The sequence below is a fragment of the Bradyrhizobium sp. STM 3557 genome, assembly GCF_045571465.1.
GTDB lineage: Bacteria > Pseudomonadota > Alphaproteobacteria > Rhizobiales > Xanthobacteraceae > Bradyrhizobium.
On the sequence record NZ_CP120697.1, the window covers coordinates 5818243 to 5836692 of the forward strand.

Below are 18450 nucleotides of genomic sequence, written 5' to 3' on the forward strand. Positions count from 1 at the left end.
TCGGAACGGGATTGAATCGGAACGGGCTCCAGCTTTCGTTTTGACGCGTGTTCTTGACGCGAACCGGTATCCACTTCGCTTGAAAACGCTCTAATGCAGCGGCGCCATCGTCTCCTTCACGGCGGCGACGAGCTGGCTCAGCGTGAACGGCTTCGGCAGGAACGCGAACTGCTGGTTTTCCGGCAGGCTCTTCTCGAACGCATCCTCGGCGTAGCCGGAGACGAAGATGATCTTCACCTCGGGATTGCGGTCGCGCATCGCCTTCAGCAAGGTCGGGCCGTCCATCTCCGGCATCACGACGTCGGAGACGACGAGATCGACCTCGCCGTTGCATTCCTCCAGTGCTTCCATCGCCTCGATGCCGTTGGAGGCCTCGATGACCGAATAGCCGCGCGAGCGCAGGCCGCGGGCGTTGAGCGCGCGCAGGCCCTCCTCGTCCTCGACCAAGAGGATGGTGCCCTGCCCCGTCATGTCGGCGCGCGGCTTCGCCTCCGCACCCGCTGTCGCTGCGGCCTCTTTGGCGATGCCATTGCCAATCGCGTGCTGCGGCTCGGCCTGGGCCTCCTGCTCGACATGATGGCGCGGCAGGAAGATGTGGAACGAGGTGCCCTTGCCGACCTCGCTGTCGACATAGATGAAGCCGCCGGTCTGCTTGATGATGCCATAGACCGTGGACAGGCCGAGGCCGGTGCCCTTGCCGACCTCCTTCGTCGAGAAGAACGGCTCGAAGATCTTGTCGCGGATCTCCGCCGGAATGCCGGTGCCGGTGTCAGTGATGGAGATCCGCACATAGTCGGCGACCGGCATGCCCTTGTAGGCCGCCTGTGCCGTCTCTTCGGCTGCGACATTGGCGGTGCGCACGATGAGCTTGCCGCCATCCGGCATCGCGTCCCGGGCATTGACCGCGAGATTGACGATCACCTGCTCGAACTGGGAGACGTCGACCTTGACCGGCCACAAGTCGCGGCCATGGATCAGGTCGAGCTTGACCTTTTCGCCGATCAGCCGCCGCAGCAGCATGGTGAGGTCGGACAGCGCATCGCCGAGGTCGAGCACCTGCGGCCGCAGTGTCTGCCGCCGCGAGAACGCCAGCAGCTGCCGCACCAAGGTGGCGGCGCGCGTCGCGTTCTGCTTGATCTGCATGATGTCCTGGAATGACGGATCGGTCGGCTTGTGCGCGTTCAGCAGGAAATCGTTGGCCATCATGATGGCCGAGAGCACGTTGTTGAAGTCGTGGGCGATGCCGCCGGCGAGCTGGCCGACCATCTCCATCTTCTGCGACTGGTTGATCTGGTTTTCCAGCGTCCGTCGCTCGGTCGTCTCCAGCATGTAGACAATCGCCGCCTCGGTCTCGCGCTCGCTCTGCTCCACCGGGGTAACGAAGAACTGTCCGAACCGCTCCTTCGGCCCGTCCAGCATCACCTCGACCGGCGGAATGTCGGCCTGCCCTTCCGCGGCCTGGTTGATCGCCGCGATCAGGAGGTTGCGGTCGCGCGGTGAGACCGCGCGGAAGATCGACTTGGCTGCGGCCGCATCGGTGGTCAGGCCCTGCGCGAGCTTGGCGTAGCGGGCATTGGCGCGCACCACGTTGCCGCCGCGATCGACAGTGGCGATCGCCATCGGCGTGTGGTCGAAGAAGCGCATGAAGCGCACTTCGGCAGCGCGCTCGGGATCGGAGCGCTCGTCGCGGGCGCGGCTGATCACCAGCGTGCGCGACGGGCCCGGCGCGCCGTCGGCGCCGAAGGCGAGCTTGTGATAGAGCCGCACCGGCATGGTCTTGCCGCCACGCATCTTCAGGTCGATGTCGAACACCTCGGTCTTGACCTCGCCGGGAACTGCGACGATCGAGGTCAGGAGCGAGGCGCCGTCGCCGGAGACGACGTCGGTGAGCCGCAGGCCGCCCGAGGCGATCTCGGCCAGATCGTAGTCGAGCCAGTTGGCGAGCGTCGCGTTGACATAGACCAGACTGCCCTCGGCATTGACCGAAAAGAAACCGCAGGGGGCGTGATCGAGATATTCGATCGCATGCTGCAGCTCCTGGAACACGTCCTCCTGGCGCTCGCGGTCGCGCGTGATGTCGGCGATCGACCAGACCGCATATTTCTGCTCAGGCTTGGACTTGCCGAGCGGCCGCACGCGCATGCGCAACCAGCGGCCTTGACCGCCTTGGCCGCCCTCGCCGGCGGCCGCAATCCGCACTTCCTCCTGCTGCCGCTTGCCCTCGCGCGCCGCCTTGAGCAGGCGGAACACCGCTTCCGAGACGTCGGGATTGCCGATGAAGACGCGCTCGACTGGCCGCGCCTCCTGCGCACTGGCGGCGCCGGTCATGGTCAGATAGGCGGCATTGGCATAGACCACGTGGCCGCGCGGGTCGGTGACCGCAAGCCCGTCGGGCGCGAGGTCAGGCACCTTCCCGAGCACCGGATCGTCGGCGGCGCGATCGGCAAAGCGGACGATGCCGGCGGCAAACGCGAACAGGTTGAACAGCCCGACGGTGGCGAGCACCGACAACAGGCCCAGGATGTACGGCTGCGCCTGGGCGCGTCCGATCGTCATAAGCACCACGGCAGCCGCGACCAGCACGCCGGCGACGAGCAGCACAAGGAGAATGCTGCCGCCGCGCCGGTTTCGCTCGGGCAGGCTCACCTGGTCCTGGGACGCATCGTTGTCGAGTTCGGAACTCATGGCAAAAGGACGCGACCTGCCGGCAGGGACATGACGCGCATCGGCGCGCTCTCTGCCTTCCCCTGCCTGAATCGACCGCTCCTGCGCAAGCCCGTCAAGGCGAGATTCCGTGGTTTATCCGCAATTTACGCCGCGTCCAGTGCCCCGAATGCCCGTCACGTGCGGCGCCCGGAGAGGTTGCGCCGCAGTCCCATGACATAGCCGATGATCTCAGCGACCGCGTGATAATGTTCAACCGGGATCTCGTCATCGATGTCGACCGTGGCATAGAGCGAGCGCGCCAGCGGCACGTTCTCGACGATCGGGATGTCGTGGGCGCGGGCGACCTCCCGGATCTTGAACGCGAGGTTGTCGACGCCCTTGGCGACGCAGACCGGCGCCGACATACCGCGCTCATAGGCCAGAGCCACCGAATAGTGGGTCGGATTGGTGATGATCACCGAGGCCTTGGGAACCGCCGCCATCATGCGCTTGCGCATCTTGGCCTGGCGGAGCTGCTTGATGCGGCCCTTGACGTGGGGATCGCCTTCGGACTGCTTGTATTCCTCCTTGACCTCCTGCACCGACATTTTCAGCCGCTCGTACCACTGCCGGTACTGGAACGCGTAGTCGCCGATCGCGACCAGCGCGAGCAGCGCCACCACCGAGCCCATCAGGTGCTGGATCAGCGAGAATGAGACGCCGAGCAACGCTCCGGGATCGAGATGAAGCAGCGATTCCAGGCGGAACCGTTCCGGCCACAGGATCATGGTCATCACGGTGCCGAGCAGGGCGAGCTTGAACAGACCCTTGGCGAAATTGACCGCGGCCTGCTTGCTGAACAGGCGCTTGAAGCCTGCGAGCGGCGACAGCTTGCCAAAATCCGGCTTCAGCGATTGGGCGGACCATACCAGGCGGTGCTGCAGCATATTGCCGCCGATCGCCGCGAGCGCGAGCATCAGGATCGGAATGCCGATCGCCGTCACCACGGCGAACAAGAGGCCGCGCCCGAGCGCCAGCAGCGCCGGGCCATCGGTGTGGATCATCCAGGAATTGGCGATCAGATTGCGCAGCGGCACCATGAGCGCGCTGCCGATCGCGTTCGAGAAGGTCGACATCAACAACAGCGCCGCCGCGATCACGAACCAGGTGTTGAGCTCCTGGCTCTTGACCACGTCGCCACGGCTGACCGCGTCATCGAGCCGCTTTTGCGTCGGGTCTTCTGTTTTGTCTTCGTTATCGCCGCCCTCGGCCATCGCTCTACGCGCCTCTTACCTCGGCATCATGTCGTGCATCACGCCGTCGAAATAGCCGAGGAACGTTCCCATCATCGCCGCCAGCACGAAGGCGAGGATCAGGAAGCCGAGCATGATCGAGAGCGGCGCACCGACGAAATAGACCTGCATCTGCGGCATCAGGCGCGCGAGCACGCCGAGCCCGACGTTGAAGACGAGGCCGAACACCAGGAACGGCGCGGAGAGCTGCAGGCCGAGCTTGAACGCAGTGCCGAAGGCCTGCGTCGCCAGCGACGCCACGTCCCCGCTCGGCACCAGCTCGCCGGGCGCGAACACCTTGTAGCTGTCGCTGAGCGCTGCAATCACCAGGTGGTGGCTGTCGGTGGCGAACAGCATCGTCACCCCGAGCATGGTCAGGAAGTTGCCGACCAGCACGCCCTGCTGCCCTTGCGTCGGATCGACCGCGGTGACGAAGCCGAGCCCCATCTGCTGGGCAATCACGGCGCCGGCGACCTGCAGCGCGGCGAAGGTCACCCGCGCGGTCGCGCCGAGCACGACGCCGATGATGATCTCGTGCAGCATCATCACGAGGAGCGGCGTCAGCGATCCCATGTCGACCTGATAGGCCTGACGATGCAGCGGCAGGATGATCAGCGTGAGAAGCAGCGCGGTCGAGAGCTTGATGCGCACCGGGATGTTGGTCTCGCCGAGGCCCGGCAGCAGCATCACCATGGCCGAGACGCGCGCGAAGGCCAGCATGAAGGCGGCGGCGTAGGCCGGCAGGAAAGAGATGTCGATGCGCATCACCCGGCGTCCCGGCCTTGACGGCCGCATGCGGTGCGGCAGCTCATTTGCGAAAGCCATCGCGAGCAGGCTCCGCCGCACCGGACATTGCCTCATCCGCCGATGATTCGCGACGAGATCCGCATCATGTGCGATTCGAGCGCGTCGGCCATGAACGGCAGCGCGAGCAACAATGTCACGAAGATCGCGATGATCTTCGGCACGAAGACCAGCGTCTGCTCCTGGATCTGGGTCAACGCCTGGAACAGGGAGACGACGACGCCGACCACGAGGCCGACCACCATCAGCGGCGACGACACCACGACGATGGTCCAGATCGCGTCGCGCGCGACGTCAAGCGTTTCGGCACCGGTCATGTCTCGCCAGCCTTTCAGGTAACTGCCATCGCGTACTATCATCGCGGTGGCGCGGACAAACCACGCCGCCATGCGGCGCGAGGCCCTGCGATCCGCGCGTGGTCCTATCCGAGATCAATGGGCTCGCGCAGGATGCGCGCGCCGCGTCTGCGATGCGCAAGCCGCGATCGGTCAGATCGTCATCTTCATGATGTCTTCATAGGCCTGGATCACGCGGTCACGGACCGAGACCAGCGTCGACACTGCAACGTCGGTCTCCGCGACGGCCGTGACGACGTCCATGACGTTCGCCCGGCCCGAGGCCATCGCGACCGTCTGGGCATCCGACTTGCGGCCGGTCTCCAAGACGCCGCCGATCGCATCCTTCAGCACGGCGCTGAACGAGGGACCGCCGGTCTCCTGGCCGCCTGCACTGCCGAGAACGTCGCGCACGCGCGCGAGATCCCCGAACTTGTTACTCGAGCCCCCGGTGTCGAGGACACGGGCGAGATTTGCGTAGGCGTTCGCGGCGTTGATTGGGCTTGCCATGATTTACGTTTCCTGTTCTTCAAGTCTTGAGGATGTCGAGCGTGCGCTGAATCATGCGACGCGTTGCACCGATGATGTTCAAATTCGCCTCGTAGGACCGCTGCGCATCGCGCATGTCGGTCATTTCGATCAGCGGATTCACGTTCGGATATTTGACGTTGCCCGTGGCATCCGCGGCTGGGTTGCTCGGGTCGTACTTGACGCGAAACGCGGACTGGTCCGGCACGACCTTGCCAAGGCTCACCACCTTGGCATCGGCCGCGCGGTCGAGCGCCGAGGTGAAGGTCGGGACCTTGCGACGATAGGGATCGCCGCCCGCGGTCGCTGCCGTGGAATCGGCGTTGGCGATGTTTTCCGAAATCACCCGCATGCGCCCGGCCTGCGCACGCAGGCCCGACGTCGCGATCGTCATCGAGCGCAGGAAATCGCTGGAATCACTTGCCATGCTTGTCGTTCTCCATTCCCGGTCCAGCCAGCTCAACCCTTGCCGATCGCCGTCTTCAGCAGATGCAGGCTCTTGCTGTAGAGCGAGGTAGCGGCGGCATAGTCCATCTGGTTGGCGGAAACCTTCAGCATCTCGTCTTCGAGATTGACGGCATTGCCGGTGGGCCTGGTCTGGAAGCCGGCCTTGCGGTTCTGATCGAAGCTCGCGCCGCCCGAGGCCGGGACGATGTGCGCCTCGCTGGTGCGCGTCAGCGCCACCGGCGCCATGCCGCCCGCCACCGCGCCGGTTGAATCGAATTTCGGCTCAACCAGATCGCGCGGCCTGAACTTGGGCGTGTCGGAATTGGAGACGTTTTCGGCCAGGACGCGCTGCCGCTCCTGGTGCCACTGCATCTTGGTACGCAACGCCGACAACACTGGAAGATCGTTGATGGACATTGCGCCGCTCCGTTCTGTCCGGCTGGTTCGACCTCCTTCGAGGTAGGTACAATCTGCCGGGTTTATGGTTAATACGGAGTTAAGATGATGTGCGGTGCACCCCGGTAATGTTCCGGGGTTTGGCAATTTTTTAAGGATTGGCGGAGGCACTCGCCCGGCGCTGCACCAAAATGGCACGCCAGCAGCGGCCAAGAAGTCGTTTTCGCCCAACCGATTCATGGGCTATTAAGATACCAGGCGGCATTTCCTGCCGCCGCGCGTTAACAGTGGTTCCGATCGTGACGGCTTCGTTCAGCGTTGGCGAACCCCATCCGACAGACGAGAGCCCTTCAGGAAACGGGATTTGCCGGGGACAGACATGCAGGCACTGACCTTTATTTTCGCGTTCGTGGCCGTGCTGGCGCTGATATTGCTCGTCGCCTGGCTGGTGCGGCGATTCGCGGGGAATCGCCTCGGCACGACAGCGAATCGCGGACGCATGCCGCGCCTGGCCGTGATCGATGCCGCCGCTGTGGATGGACGGCGCCGGTTGGTGCTGGTGCGTCGTGACAACATCGAACACCTCATCATGATCGGCGGCCCGACCGACATCGTCGTGGAATCGAACATCGTCCGGGCCGGGCCGGCACGCGAGCAGATTCCCCAGCGTCCCGGTCTCGCCGCGGAGCCGCCGCCGCGGATCGCACCCTTGCCGGATGCCCAGCCCTGGCCCGAGAGCGAAGCCGCCAAGGCCGACGTCGACCATCCCGAGCCGGCCGTGCCGCCGATGCCGGAGTTGCCAACCCGGCCGCTGCGCCCGGCGTTCGGTGACGATGGCCGCCGCCCGGCGATGGCCGAGCGCCGCGAGCCACGGGGCGAGATGCCCGAGCGGCGGGACGTGCGAAGCGAGATGCCCGACCGGCGCGAGCCGATCACAGGCTTTGCTCCGGAGTCCCTGCCCGGGCGCCCCGAGCCACGGCAAGAGCCGCGAGCCGAGTTGCGCGGCGAACCGCGAATGGAGCCGCGTGGCGAGCCTCGCCCCGAACGGTTGATGCCGCGCGGCGAGCCGATGCGCGAGCCAATTGTGCCGCGCCCGCTGCGGCCGGCCGAGCAGCCGAAGCCCGTCGATCCGTTCAGGCCGCAGGCGAGCGAGCAGCCGGTCAAGCCGCCGCCGATGCGCGCGCCCGAACGCGCTGCGGCGCCGCCGCCCCCTCCTCCTGCGCCGCCGGCATCTCCGGCCGGTCCGCCAGCCCAGAGCGCGGAAGCCAATCTCGCCGAGATGGCGCAGCGACTGGAAGCGGCCCTGCGCCGTCCGCCGGCCGAGCAGCCGCCAGCCCCAGGCGCACCACCTAGCGAGCCGCCGCCGCTGCGGCCGGCCGCACGCACTGAGCCGGGCGCCCCTGCTTCGGGCCCGGCGCCGGGGCCCAAGACCAGCTTCGAGAATCTCGAGGACGAAATGGCCTCGCTGCTCGGCCGTCCAAAGTCGTCTTCGTGAGGCGCTTTCTCACCCCGCGTAGAGTTGTCTTCTTTTTCGCTCTGATTGCCGCCGGATCGCTGGCGGGGACTGCGGCTGCCCAGGACATCAGCATCAACCTTGGGCCGGGCAATGGGGGCGTCACCGAGCGCGCGGTGCAGCTGATCGCGCTGCTCACGGTGCTGTCGATCGCGCCGTCGATCTTGATCATGATGACGTCGTTCACGCGCATCGTGGTGGTGCTGTCGCTGCTGCGCACGGCGATGGGCACCGCGACCGCGCCGCCGAACTCGGTCATCATCGCGCTGGCGATGTTCCTGACCGCCTTCGTGATGGGTCCGGTGCTGCAGAAGTCTTATGATGATGGCATCCGGCCGCTGATCGAGAACCAGATCGGCGTCGAGGACGCGCTACAGCGCGCCTCGGTGCCGCTGCGCGGCTTCATGCAGAAGAATGTGCGCGAGAAGGATCTGAAGCTGTTCCTGAATCTCTCGGGCGAGGCGCCGCCGGCAACGCCCGACGAGCTCTCGCTGCGCATCCTGGTGCCGGCCTTCATGATCTCGGAGCTGAAACGCGCTTTCGAGATCGGCTTCCTCTTGTTCCTGCCATTCCTCATCATCGATCTCGTGGTGGCCTCGGTCCTGATGTCGATGGGCATGATGATGCTGCCCCCGGTCGTGGTGTCGCTGCCGTTCAAGCTGATCTTTTTCGTGCTGGTCGACGGTTGGTCGCTGGTGGCAGGCAGCCTGGTGCAGAGCTACGGAGGCTGAGCGCCGGGCCGCTTTCGGCGGCCCGGCACCGCGCTGTGCAAACCTTCATTGGAATTGACATGCGCGGATGCGCGCATTCAAACTACTGCTGCAATACGGTTTACAACCTATTCCCGACCGGCGGCTCTCATTTCAAGCGCAACCAATTTTGTCCGTTTGCGACATCGATCGGCAATCTCGACTGACGATCGTCGGCCGTAGTTGACACCTCGATCCCACGCCGTTGTGCCCAGCCGCAACGGCCCTGTGAGTCCGGATGGCCCGCTGATGACCGCTCCGCTCATCGATGTCGACACGCTGCATTCGCCCGCGCGCCGGGTCGCGATCCTCAACGGCTTTGGTCGCACGCTCGGCGACGGCATCATCGGCCTGCAGGCTCTGCATCTGGCAATGCGGCTCGGCATCGTGCCCTCGCGTCCGACATTGTTTCGGCTTGCCGGTTTCGGGCCGATGGTCGAGGCCGTCCATGCCGCGGCCGATATCGCCGAAATCAGGATCCTGCCGCCTGCGCATGCGAGGCCGCAGACACGATTCGACGCTGCGAACGAGTTCGATCAGGTCATCGACGTCAGAGAATTCGCCTTTGCAGCGGATTTCCAGCGGACCTCGATGATCGACTTCTTCCTGCGCCGGCTCGGCGTCGACCCGCAGCTCCTCCCGTCCGCCTTCAAGCGCAACACATGGCTTGCGCCGCGCGTGACGCCGCAGCCGGCGGCGCGTGCCCGGGGCCATGTTCAAGGTTATGTTCTGGTCTGCCCGCGCGCGTCGATGCGCATTCGTGACATGCCGGACGAGATTCACGACGCCATCCTGCGCCAACTCGCCGGCCGCTGCGCCGTGGTCACCCAGGGCCACGTACCGGACGGTCTCGCCGACGAGGTCGCGCATGCACCCGAATGCAAGGCGCTCGCGGAGCTATGTGCGCTGGTGCGTGGCGCCCGCTGGGTGATCTCCACGGATACAGCCATGGTGCATCTGGCCGATGCGTTCGGCGTGCCGTGCCTCGCCTTCTTCCCGACCCATCGGCCGGAATGGCGCGTGCGCGACTATCCGCGCTGTGTCGCCGTTCCACTTCGTTCGGCACTGCCGCCTGGCCTCGAATTCGCGCGCGGCGTCGGTGACCTCGCACTGGCGCGCCGCGCCTGGTTTCCGAATGGAGCGGATCTCGACTGGTTGAAGCGCGTCATCGACAGGTGCCGGGCATGGCATGAGCCCCGCTCCCTTCCATCAGAGATGGTCACATAGGAGGACGGACGCCGCCGTCACGCCACGTCATATTGCTTGCTGAGATGATCGCCGATCTGCACCAGCATCGCGACGCACTCGGGATAGCCCGGCTTGGTTGCCGTGCCCGGATCGGCCTTGGCGCGAAATTCCCACCGCGTGCCCCAACGCAACACCGAGATCGACATCCCCGCGGGATAATCGAGATGCGCCTTCAGCTCCGTTATCGCCATCTCGATCAACTCGGCTTCGGTCTTGGTCGGCTTGCTCATGAGTCCTCCGGTACGATCGTGCGATCAACTCGGCTCGCACTTGCGCAGCTGGTCGATTCGCAAATTGCCGCCTTCCGGCGCAACTGTCGAGAGCACAGGCGCATGCCGCGATCAGCGAATCCCGATGGAACGCTTTCAGCGCCGGAGGTAGCGCCAGCCGATCACAACACCGCTCACCGACACCATGGTGCCGAGCATCGAGAGCAGCACCACGACGATGTCCCAGGCGGGGCGATACATCACCAGCAGCTGAAAATCGAGGCTATGCAGCGCATTAAAAAGCCAGCGATAGGTGCGCCGGCTCTCGTCAACGCGCCCGACGATGTCGCCGGTGATAGGGCTCAAGTGAAACCAGGTCCGCGCCTCATCGTCGAACACGGCGCGCAGGACCGGCAGCTCGCGCTCCTGATGATGTGCGTACCAGTACGCGTCATATTGCTGGAGCGTTAGCCGGCCTGTGAGATGCGCGTCCGGGATCAGCTTCGCAGCCGCGGTCCACAGCCGATCCTGCGCCAGGTGGATGGGCGCGCCCGATGTCGGATCGACCGGCGACGAGGCGCCGTCGCGCCTCTCCAGGATCATCATCGCACCTCCGTCCAGCCAGACGAAGCGCGCTTCGACCACACCGCCCTGCTGCGGTGTCGTCAGTCGCGCCGCGATGTCAGGCGCATCGTGGCCGGCATAGCGCTGCATCGCCTCGCGCACGGTGTCGCGTTCCACGAAGTAGTCGCCGGGATTGAGCGACATCCAGCCAGAGAACATCCAGGTCAGCACGAATAATCCGGCAAGCAGTCCGGTGACGTGATGCCACGCCATCCAGCCGCGATACGGCGTGATCCTGCCGTCGCCATAGCGCCGCTTCAATCGTACGCGCAAAATGCCGATCCAGATGCCGCTGATGCCGACGATCAGGCCGACGCCGGAAATCCAGAGCACCACGAGTCGCCAGAGCGGCCCATGCTTGCGCAGCACCGTCGGATAGATCCAGTGCGGGATCGAGCCGAGCCAATTCCAGACGCGCTCGGTGTGGTTGGTGTCGAGCGCGATCTCGCCGGAGCGCGAAGAGACGTAGACCTCGGTGCCGGCCTCGTCGCCGAGTGCGATCAGATAAAGCGGCCGCAGCGGATCATAGCGCGCCGTCACGCTCCACTGGTCGCGATCGATGATGTCGGCTAATCGCGGTGCGCGGCTGGCCGGATGATGCCGTGCCACTATAAGCGCCTGCTGTTCGGAGATGTCTGTGATGGCGCGGCCATCGACGGCGGAGATGGCCTGCCGCTTGCCATCCCAATCGGTCAGCCGATACACCGGCTCGTCGGCCAGCATCGACAGCCTGAGATCACGTGGAAAGCGCGTGGCTCCCGCCGCCTTCATCGCATCATCAGGCGACAGCGCCACCGTCTCCCACTTGATGTCTGGCAACGCCGCCAGCCTCTCCTTGTCGGACAGGCCGGGGAAGCCGACGTACATCATCACCACGCCCGACATGAACCACATGGCAAACAGCAGGCAGGTGATGATGCCGACCCAGCGGTGCCCGATATACAGCCACCGCCGCGCGGTCCGGATCAGTCCGCGGCGCATGCTCAGAATTTTACGTTGACCGCGAGCTGGGCGGTGCGCGGCATGCCGAGCAGCCACTGATTGGTATAGCCCGAGGTCGCGTAGACCGCATCGAACAGGTTGTAGACCCGGAACGACACGGTCGTGTTCAGCTCCGGCTTCCACTGCACGCCGGCATTGACGATGTTGTAGGCCGGCATCGCCACCGTGTTGGCGTTGTCCGCATAGGTCTTGCCGACGATCTGGATGCCGACATTGGCCGACCAATTCGGTGCGAACGCCCAGGTCGCCCAGATATTCGAGACGGTCTGCGGCACGTTGACGGGCACATTGCCCGCATAGTTCACGGGCGCATTGTCTGCGACCTGGACGAAGTTGTCGTACTTCGCACGCAGCAACGCGGTGTTGGCGTCGATACGCCAGCCGTGATCGAGGGCGAAGCCCACCGACGCCTCGACGCCGCGCGAGGACTGCTGACCGACCTGCACCGTCAGCGTCGGCGCAGTCGGGTCGCGTTGGAGCAGATTGTTCTTGACGATCTGGTAGCCGGCGAGCGTCCATTCGCCGCGGCCGCCCCAGAACGACTGCTTGACGCCGACCTCGACCTGCTTGCCGCTCGACAGTTCAAAATTCCGGTTGGCGTTCGAGATCGTGATCAGACTGCCCACAGGGTCCACGGCCACAGAATACTGGCCGTAGAAGGCCAGATCCTTGATCGGCGTATACACGGCGCCGGCACGCCAGCTGGTGGCGTGATACGATCTCTCGAAGCTGTTGCCAGGCGTGACATAGTCGGTGCGCGCGATGGTCGGCTGGTCCTGCCTGATACCGCCGATCAGCGATAGTTCGTTGGTTAGTGACAGCCGGTTCTCGGCGAACACGCCATACTGATTGGTCGTGCTGCTGAAGCCCGGCCTCGTGCGGGTTGGGTTCCCGCCGCTGAAGAGGCCGGGATCGAAAGCGTACAGAGGTACTGACGACGTGCCGTCATAGGGCGAGTTGTTGGTGTGGGTGAAGCTGATGTTGTTGACGTCGAAGCCAGCGACGAACTCATTGGCCATGCCGAGGACGTGACCGCGGAAGGTAGCGTCCATGCGGTCGCCGATCTGCTGCTGGTCATGAAAGATCTCGATATAGTCTGTGCGGTTGATTTGTCCCTTCACGGGATCGGGATTGCCATCATAGGCATAGCTTTCGGCATCTCTCCAGTGCCGTTGGCTATTGAGATAATACAGCGTATTGCGAACCGAGATGCCGTCGGTGACCTGCCACTCCGTTTTCACCTGGTTCCAGCTGTCCTGATAGCGGATATTGCTGTCGCCGACGTTGTAGTTCTTGAAGCGCAGCGCTTCCACGAGCTTGTCGCCGACAAGCGGCGTGCCGAAATAGCGCATCGGGCGGCGGTCGCCATAGTCGGTGGACATCGTCCAGGTGACGTCTTCGTTCTGCTTCACCTGGACCGCCGCATGCAACTCGACGTTGGAGTTATCACCGCGATCGACCCAGCCATCGGATGCATTGGCGGTGGCGGTGACGCGGTACGCGACATCCTTGTTGACCGGTCCGCCGCTGTCCACGGCGATGCGCCGCGTCATGTTGCTGTCGAACGACATCTCGGCCTGGTTGCTCTGGACCCACAACGGCATCTTCGAGATGACGTTGATGGCGCCGCCGATGGCGCCTTCGCCGTACAGCACGGATGCTGGGCCGCGCAGCACCTCGATACGCTGTGCCGACCAGGTGTCATAGGGAAACGTCAGCGTGCCGGAGCCGACATAAAGGCGCGTGCCGTCATACAGCGTCATGACGGAGCCATTGCCGGTGAAGCCGCGCGTATTGAAAGAGAGGCTGCCGTTGCCGGGCTCCGGGCTGGCGGTGAAGCCGGTGGCGTTCTGGGTCACTGCGGAGATGATGTCGTACTGGCCGCGCTCGGCCACGGTTTCCGCCGGGATCACTTCGACGCTGGCCGGCGTCTGCAGGCGCGTCAAGCCGAGGCGGCTCCCGGTCGACGCCGTGCCGGCGAGATTCAGAGTTGGCGCGGCGAACATTGGTCCGGACGGCGGGGTTGCAGTTGGAGCGGTGGTTACGCGGGCAGCATCGCGCTGCTGGCGCGCTCGCGCAGTCGGTGATGCCGACCGCTCGGCAGCGCGGCGCGCCGGCGGCTTGGCCGACGGGGTCACCACGACAGGTTCGAGCGGATAGCTCGGCTGGGCAGTCTGCGACCAGACCTCGGCGGGCAAGAGCAGGAACGACGACGCAACGGATGAAAGCAGGAAGAAGCGCCGCTTCGGTGCGGCAAAGATGGGGATCATCAACAGGACTCGCGACAACGTGGCACGTCACCGCGAACCAAGCCTTCCTCCCGCAGAACGCGGCAGTCGACTTCCACCAGGACACCCCGCCCGATGTGCTCACGTGTGACCACGACTGACGGCAGGTCTCCTGGCTCGCGGGTCATCGCCTTTCGCCGCCTTCCCGGGCTAGTGCAGCAACACTAGTCCCAGTGGCATGTGGCAAAGGCTCGCCGCTCACAGTTGCGGGGGCAGCCGCGGAATCGGGTCGCCCCACACCGCGTTCCCGTTTAATCCTCGATGAGGAACCGTCGCGATCACGTTAGTTAAACTCCCGAGGGTGTCAACGTCCGGCCACAGATTGCTCCACGGCGTTGCGCAGCGGCATCTCGCCTCACCTTTAATTCAGGTCGATCAGCTGTTGCGTTGTGACTCATGCTGGCAAGGACGGCTCGCTCGCAACGACAATCACAACTGTCGTCCCGGGCAAGCGAAAGCGCGCCCCGGGACCCATAACCCAGGGAGATGTTGTGACACGGGATAGTCGACGATCTTTGCCGACAATCGCCGATGGTGGCTATGGGTCCCGGCTCAAGGCCGGGACGACAGCGGAGTTTGTGGTCGGCGCCCGCGGCCGTCTCGCGACGCGCCGGTCGCGGCCAGCGGGCGAACCTTTTCAGCCTATCGGCCGGCTGCCGCCTGCTTCACGCCGTTGATCCGCGGCAGCGCGGCGGTGGTGTCGGTCGCGGCTTTTGCCGAGTCCTTGGCGGCGTCCTTCTGAGGATCGCGCGAGGCCTCGGGCGAGCGCGCGGTCGCATCGGGGAAGCGTGTCTTCATGTCGCGCAGGAAGCCGTCGAGCGTGTCGACGCTCGCCGCCATCCTGGCGATCTGAGCGAACTCGGCGCTCGAGCCGGTGGCCGGCTTGCTGGCGACGTCGAAGGCGAGCTTGTCGGCCTCGCCGGTCATCAGCGGCGCATATTTCTCCCGAAACCGCGCCAGCCCGATCGCATCCTCGGCGAGCGCGTAACCGACCACCGCGCGGATGACGTCGCCGCGCTCGGCCGGATTGAGCGGCCGGAAGTCGCGCCACCGATCGCCGTAATAGAGCTCGATCTGCTCGGAGGCCTCGCGCCAGCGCCGCGACGCCCAATAGATGTCGGAGCGCAGCCGGATCGCCTCGCGACCATTGATGTTGCTGATGATGTCGAGCCCGAGATCGTGGCGGCCAATATCGCTCTGCGCCCGCGCCTCGAGCAGCAGGCGCTGCTGGCGCAGCTCGCCGGAGAGATCGGCGATGCGGGTCGTGTTCAGCGCCTCGATCGCGCGGTCCGGCTTGCGCGCGGTCAGATAGACCATCGCAAGCCTGGCCGCGACCTGCGCCCGTGCCGCGCCTTCGAGGCGCTTGTCGATCTGGTACTGCAAGAGCTCGGCGGCCTGATCCAGAAGATCGATGCCGACCAGCCGGTCCGCGAGACGGCGGATCATCTCGTCGCCGCGCCGGCCGATCGGCGTCAGCTCGCGGAATTCGTAGAAGATGCTGAGCGCATCCACCGGCGGCAGCTCATCGGCCTTGCCACCGAGGAACAGCTGCGAGAACAGTGCGGAGGCCGCATCCTGGGTTTGCCGGGCTACTTCCGAGTTCGGCATCAGGCGGGTCGCCGTGCGCGCCGCGGCCAGCGAATCCAGATAGTGCCCGGTCTCGCTGTAAAGCTGCGACAGCATCTGCAGCGTCTCCACTTCGACCGCGTCGCCGCGCCAGATCGCCTGCAGCGTCTCCAGCTCGTGCAGCGCGTCCTCCGGCTTGATCTCCTTGCGCTTCTGCAGGAGCTTGATCTCGAGCAGCTCGCCTTCGGCCGCGGCAACGCGATCCTTCGACAGGGCGGCGAGCCGATAGTCGTCGAGCGCATCCTTCTCCTGCGCCATCGCCTCGGCGAGCCGGCCGCGCAGCACCGCGACCGCGGGCTTCATGTCGGGAGAGACGCCGATCACCTCAAGTTCGGCGCGCCGCTTGGCGGCGCCGGCGAAATCGCGGACCTCGAGCGAGGCCTTCATCGCATCCGCAGTCACCACGCGCTGCAGCGCGAGCGGCAGCGAGGCGATGGCGAATTCGACGTTCTTGAACTTCTCGCGCGCCTCGGCCCATTTGCCCTGGCGGGCATAGGCGAGCCCCTTCCACATCTGCGAATCGAAATTGTTGCCGATCGACGGGCTGGCGAGATCCTTCAATCCCTGGTCGGGCCGTCCCATCAGAATGCTCGCGACCGCATGGAGCGTCAGCATCGCGATCTCGTCGGTGCGGGGATCGCCGTCCGAGATCATCAGATTGGTGACGCCCCTCGCCTCCGGGTACATCGCGTGTCCCATGTAGAAGCGAGCGAGCGCAAGCCGCGCCTGCGCGCGCTTCTCCGGCTCGGCGGTCGCTGCAGCCTTGATCAGTGCATCCTGACGCGGCAGGAAGGGCTCGTTTTGATTCCTGTTCCACTCGTCGATGTCGAACATCGGCCGCACCGCGCTCGGCGCGCGCTCCGGCGAGTAGCCGATCGAGGACAGCGTCAAGCCGCCGGGCTTGCCAAGGATGACCTTGTCCGGCGCGATCTCGGCCGCGACCTCGTCCGTGTTCGGACGCACGGCGATGCCGTGGAAGGAATCGAGCAGCGACAGCTCGACGAAATCCTGGCGCTTGATGAAGCCGCGGATCGGCGGCAGCGCGGTGATCACGAGCAGCTGGTCGCCGGCGTCGGGATCGGTCAGCCGATGCAAAAGGCCGGGGCCTGGATTGGCAAGCGGGATCGCGACATTGGCGATCGCCGGATCGGTGACGTTGCGCATGACCATCAGCGGCTGCTGCGCGCTCGCGGCCTTGTCGGCGAAGGCGAGCGTCCAGCTCCGGCCTTTGCCGTCGTCGCTCGACAGCGCATGCATCTGCGGCCGGTTGAGCCGGATGCGGATGGCCTGGCCCTTGTCCAGCGGCAGCCGCGTCACCTCCCGGACAACAGCCCCGCCCTTGGCTCGAATCGGCTCGATATCGACCGGCCTCGTGGAATCGAACACCAGCCACACGGTGTCGCCGCGGCGGAACAGCGCCGCCGGCGTCGGCCGGTCGAAGCCGAAGGTCAGGCGCAGCCCTTCGCTATCCCTGATCGCCTCGACAGGTGCGGCGCCGTCAGTCCGCTCGGACGGCGATGGCGCAGATGCGGCTTTCACGGCTTCAGCCGTCGGTGTCTCGGGCTTCGGTGCTTCGGGCTTGGCATTGGCAGCAGCCTCGCCATGCGCAGCCTCGGCCTGTGCCAATTCCGGCTTCGGCACCGGCGCAGCGGAGACTTGCGCCTTGGACGGCAGCTCGGGCGCGGGCTGGCTCGCGGCCGGCTCGGCGTTCGCCGCAGTCGCAGGCGCTTCCCCCTTGCTCTGCGCCTTCATCTCGCGCGCAATGCTCTCCGAGGTCGGCGGCGTGATCTCGCCCGCATGCGCCGCGGCCTTTGCCTTCTCACTTGCGTTCTCGGCCACGGCCGTCTTCGCCGGCAGGGCATCCGGCAGCAGCACGGTCTTTGGCTGATCGGTCCGCTGGAAGGCGACGTCGATGTTGTAGTTCTTGTCCTCGCGGAAAGTGTGGAGGTCGACATCGCCGATCACGTTCATCTCGATGGTCGTGGCGGCCGGATCCATCTTCTGGCTGATCGAGGCGACGTTCGGCGGCGCCGCGATCTTGGCATCGGCGAGGTCGAAGGTCAGCGGTGCATTGAACAGCAGCGTCAGCTTCTGGTCGTTCAGCACCGAGGACACGTTGACGCCGTCGGGCATCTCGAACACGAAGCGGACGAAGGTCGGCTGCACCAGCGCGCGGACCCGGATCGGAGGCCGCCGCTTGGCTTCGGTTTCGGCGCGCTGCTGCCGCAGCGCCCGCTCGGCGGCGCGTGCGCGCTCGGCGAGTTCCTTCACCACCTCCGGCGGCAGGTTCGGCGGCGGGCCGGTCCAATTGTCCGGCAAGAGGTCAATGAACACGCGCTCGCCGGCCGCCATCGTGTTGACGCGCACCTTGCGCGACAGCGACAGCCGCAGCGCCGAGCCGTCGGGATCGCCGCGCGCGGACGAGATGTAGTCGGGCGCCGCCTCGGTCCAGCGATCGATCGGAATGTTGGCGGGACGATCGAACTTGATCAGCAGGATCGAGCCGGCTGTCGTCACCTCGGCGCCGACGTCCTCGGCGAATCTCAGCACCAGCCGCGCGTAGCCGCTCGCGGCCTGCAGGCTCGCCTCGCCCTTCACCGGCTCGGCGCGGGCGATCGCCGGCGCGGCAAGGCCGATGACGATGGCGGCGACGAGACCAAGGCCCGCCCGCGCGCAGGCACGAGCCTGCGACCACAATCCGACATCAGCCGTGCGCACCATGCCACCACACTTCCAGTTCGAC

At 65.6% G+C, this 18450-nt stretch carries 14 protein-coding genes and 1 riboswitch; of the genes, 3 read left to right on the plus strand and 11 right to left on the minus strand.

Annotation, left to right across the window (positions count from 1 at the left end):
- Positions 1–90: 90 nt before the first annotated feature.
- From cckA to flgB, 7 genes are all read right to left on the minus strand, one after another.
- On the minus strand, positions 91–2685 hold the full coding sequence (cckA, locus tag P6U24_RS26955; RefSeq protein ID WP_407155484.1) for a cell cycle histidine kinase CckA: 2595 nt from the start codon (positions 2683–2685) through the stop codon (positions 91–93).
- Positions 2686–2840: 155 nt separating this feature from the next.
- Positions 2841–3920, minus strand: coding sequence for a flagellar biosynthesis protein FlhB (flhB, locus tag P6U24_RS26960; RefSeq protein ID WP_407155485.1), 1080 nt, complete (start codon positions 3918–3920; stop codon positions 2841–2843).
- A gap of 15 nt (positions 3921–3935) precedes the next feature.
- Entirely contained in the window at positions 3936–4703 is a 768-nt protein-coding gene (fliR, locus tag P6U24_RS26965; protein WP_407160599.1) for a flagellar biosynthetic protein FliR, read from the minus strand.
- A gap of 92 nt (positions 4704–4795) precedes the next feature.
- Positions 4796–5059, minus strand: coding sequence for a flagellar biosynthesis protein FliQ (gene fliQ / locus P6U24_RS26970; protein ID WP_407155486.1), 264 nt, complete (start codon positions 5057–5059; stop codon positions 4796–4798).
- A 171-nt stretch (positions 5060–5230) separates the two neighbouring features.
- The gene (gene fliE / locus P6U24_RS26975) at positions 5231–5587 is read right to left on the minus strand and encodes a flagellar hook-basal body complex protein FliE (RefSeq protein WP_407155487.1); all 357 of its coding nucleotides are present in this window, start codon (positions 5585–5587) and stop codon (positions 5231–5233) included.
- Between the two features lie 19 nt (positions 5588–5606).
- Positions 5607–6032: a flagellar basal body rod protein FlgC gene (flgC, locus tag P6U24_RS26980; RefSeq protein WP_407155488.1), complete on the minus strand. Its 426-nt coding sequence runs from the start codon at positions 6030–6032 to the stop codon at positions 5607–5609.
- 32 nt (positions 6033–6064) lie between these two features.
- The gene (flgB, locus tag P6U24_RS26985) at positions 6065–6469 is read right to left on the minus strand and encodes a flagellar basal body rod protein FlgB (RefSeq protein ID WP_407155489.1); all 405 of its coding nucleotides are present in this window, start codon (positions 6467–6469) and stop codon (positions 6065–6067) included.
- A gap of 358 nt (positions 6470–6827) precedes the next feature.
- On the opposite strand from flgB, the gene P6U24_RS26990 reads away from it, so the two are divergent.
- The 3 genes from P6U24_RS26990 to P6U24_RS27000 all read left to right on the plus strand — a co-directional run bounded on the left by P6U24_RS26990 (position 6828) and on the right by P6U24_RS27000 (position 9937).
- Positions 6828–7943 carry a flagellar biosynthetic protein FliO gene (locus tag P6U24_RS26990; protein WP_407155490.1) on the plus strand — a complete coding sequence of 372 codons (1116 nt, stop codon included), beginning with the start codon at positions 6828–6830 and terminating at the stop codon, positions 7941–7943.
- Positions 7940–8692: a flagellar type III secretion system pore protein FliP gene (gene fliP, locus P6U24_RS26995; protein ID WP_407155491.1), complete on the plus strand. Its 753-nt coding sequence runs from the start codon at positions 7940–7942 to the stop codon at positions 8690–8692. Before P6U24_RS26990 ends, fliP begins: the two co-directional genes overlap by 4 nt.
- A gap of 267 nt (positions 8693–8959) precedes the next feature.
- Positions 8960–9937: a glycosyltransferase family 9 protein gene (locus P6U24_RS27000; protein ID WP_407155492.1), complete on the plus strand. Its 978-nt coding sequence runs from the start codon at positions 8960–8962 to the stop codon at positions 9935–9937.
- Between the two features lie 17 nt (positions 9938–9954).
- Here the strand turns inward: P6U24_RS27000 and P6U24_RS27005 are convergent, their stop codons facing one another.
- From P6U24_RS27005 to P6U24_RS27020, 4 genes are all read right to left on the minus strand, one after another.
- Entirely contained in the window at positions 9955–10188 is a 234-nt protein-coding gene (locus tag P6U24_RS27005) for a hypothetical protein (RefSeq protein ID WP_407155493.1), read from the minus strand.
- Between the two features lie 135 nt (positions 10189–10323).
- Positions 10324–11772: a PepSY domain-containing protein gene (locus P6U24_RS27010; protein ID WP_407155494.1), complete on the minus strand. Its 1449-nt coding sequence runs from the start codon at positions 11770–11772 to the stop codon at positions 10324–10326.
- Between the two features lie 2 nt (positions 11773–11774).
- A complete protein-coding gene (locus P6U24_RS27015; RefSeq protein WP_407155495.1) occupies positions 11775–14063 on the minus strand; it encodes a TonB-dependent siderophore receptor in 2289 nt (762 codons plus the stop codon).
- A 102-nt stretch (positions 14064–14165) separates the two neighbouring features.
- A riboswitch (cobalamin riboswitch) is annotated at positions 14166–14370 on the minus strand.
- A gap of 353 nt (positions 14371–14723) precedes the next feature.
- Positions 14724–18428: a tetratricopeptide repeat protein gene (locus tag P6U24_RS27020; protein WP_407160600.1), complete on the minus strand. Its 3705-nt coding sequence runs from the start codon at positions 18426–18428 to the stop codon at positions 14724–14726.
- Positions 18429–18450: the final 22 nt, after the last annotated feature.

Excerpts from the sequence above, each read along its gene's own strand:
- cckA (WP_407155484.1), bottom strand. The coding sequence starts at position 2,685 with ATGAGTTCCGAACTCGACAACGATGCGTCCCAGGACCAGGTGAGCCTG.
- flhB (WP_407155485.1), bottom strand. The coding sequence starts at position 3,920 with ATGGCCGAGGGCGGCGATAACGAAGACAAAACAGAAGACCCGACGCAA.
- fliR (WP_407160599.1), bottom strand. The coding sequence starts at position 4,703 with ATGCGCATCGACATCTCTTTCCTGCCGGCCTACGCCGCCGCCTTCATG.
- fliQ (WP_407155486.1), bottom strand. The coding sequence starts at position 5,059 with ATGACCGGTGCCGAAACGCTTGACGTCGCGCGCGACGCGATCTGGACC.
- fliE (WP_407155487.1), bottom strand. The coding sequence starts at position 5,587 with ATGGCAAGCCCAATCAACGCCGCGAACGCCTACGCAAATCTCGCCCGT.
- flgC (WP_407155488.1), bottom strand. The coding sequence starts at position 6,032 with ATGGCAAGTGATTCCAGCGATTTCCTGCGCTCGATGACGATCGCGACG.
- flgB (WP_407155489.1), bottom strand. The coding sequence starts at position 6,469 with ATGTCCATCAACGATCTTCCAGTGTTGTCGGCGTTGCGTACCAAGATG.
- P6U24_RS26990 (WP_407155490.1), top strand. The coding sequence starts at position 6,828 with ATGCAGGCACTGACCTTTATTTTCGCGTTCGTGGCCGTGCTGGCGCTG.
- P6U24_RS27000 (WP_407155492.1), top strand. The coding sequence starts at position 8,960 with ATGACCGCTCCGCTCATCGATGTCGACACGCTGCATTCGCCCGCGCGC.
- P6U24_RS27005 (WP_407155493.1), bottom strand. The coding sequence starts at position 10,188 with ATGAGCAAGCCGACCAAGACCGAAGCCGAGTTGATCGAGATGGCGATA.
- P6U24_RS27010 (WP_407155494.1), bottom strand. The coding sequence starts at position 11,772 with ATGCGCCGCGGACTGATCCGGACCGCGCGGCGGTGGCTGTATATCGGG.
- P6U24_RS27015 (WP_407155495.1), bottom strand. The coding sequence starts at position 14,063 with ATGATCCCCATCTTTGCCGCACCGAAGCGGCGCTTCTTCCTGCTTTCA.
- P6U24_RS27020 (WP_407160600.1), bottom strand. The coding sequence starts at position 18,428 with ATGGTGCGCACGGCTGATGTCGGATTGTGGTCGCAGGCTCGTGCCTGC.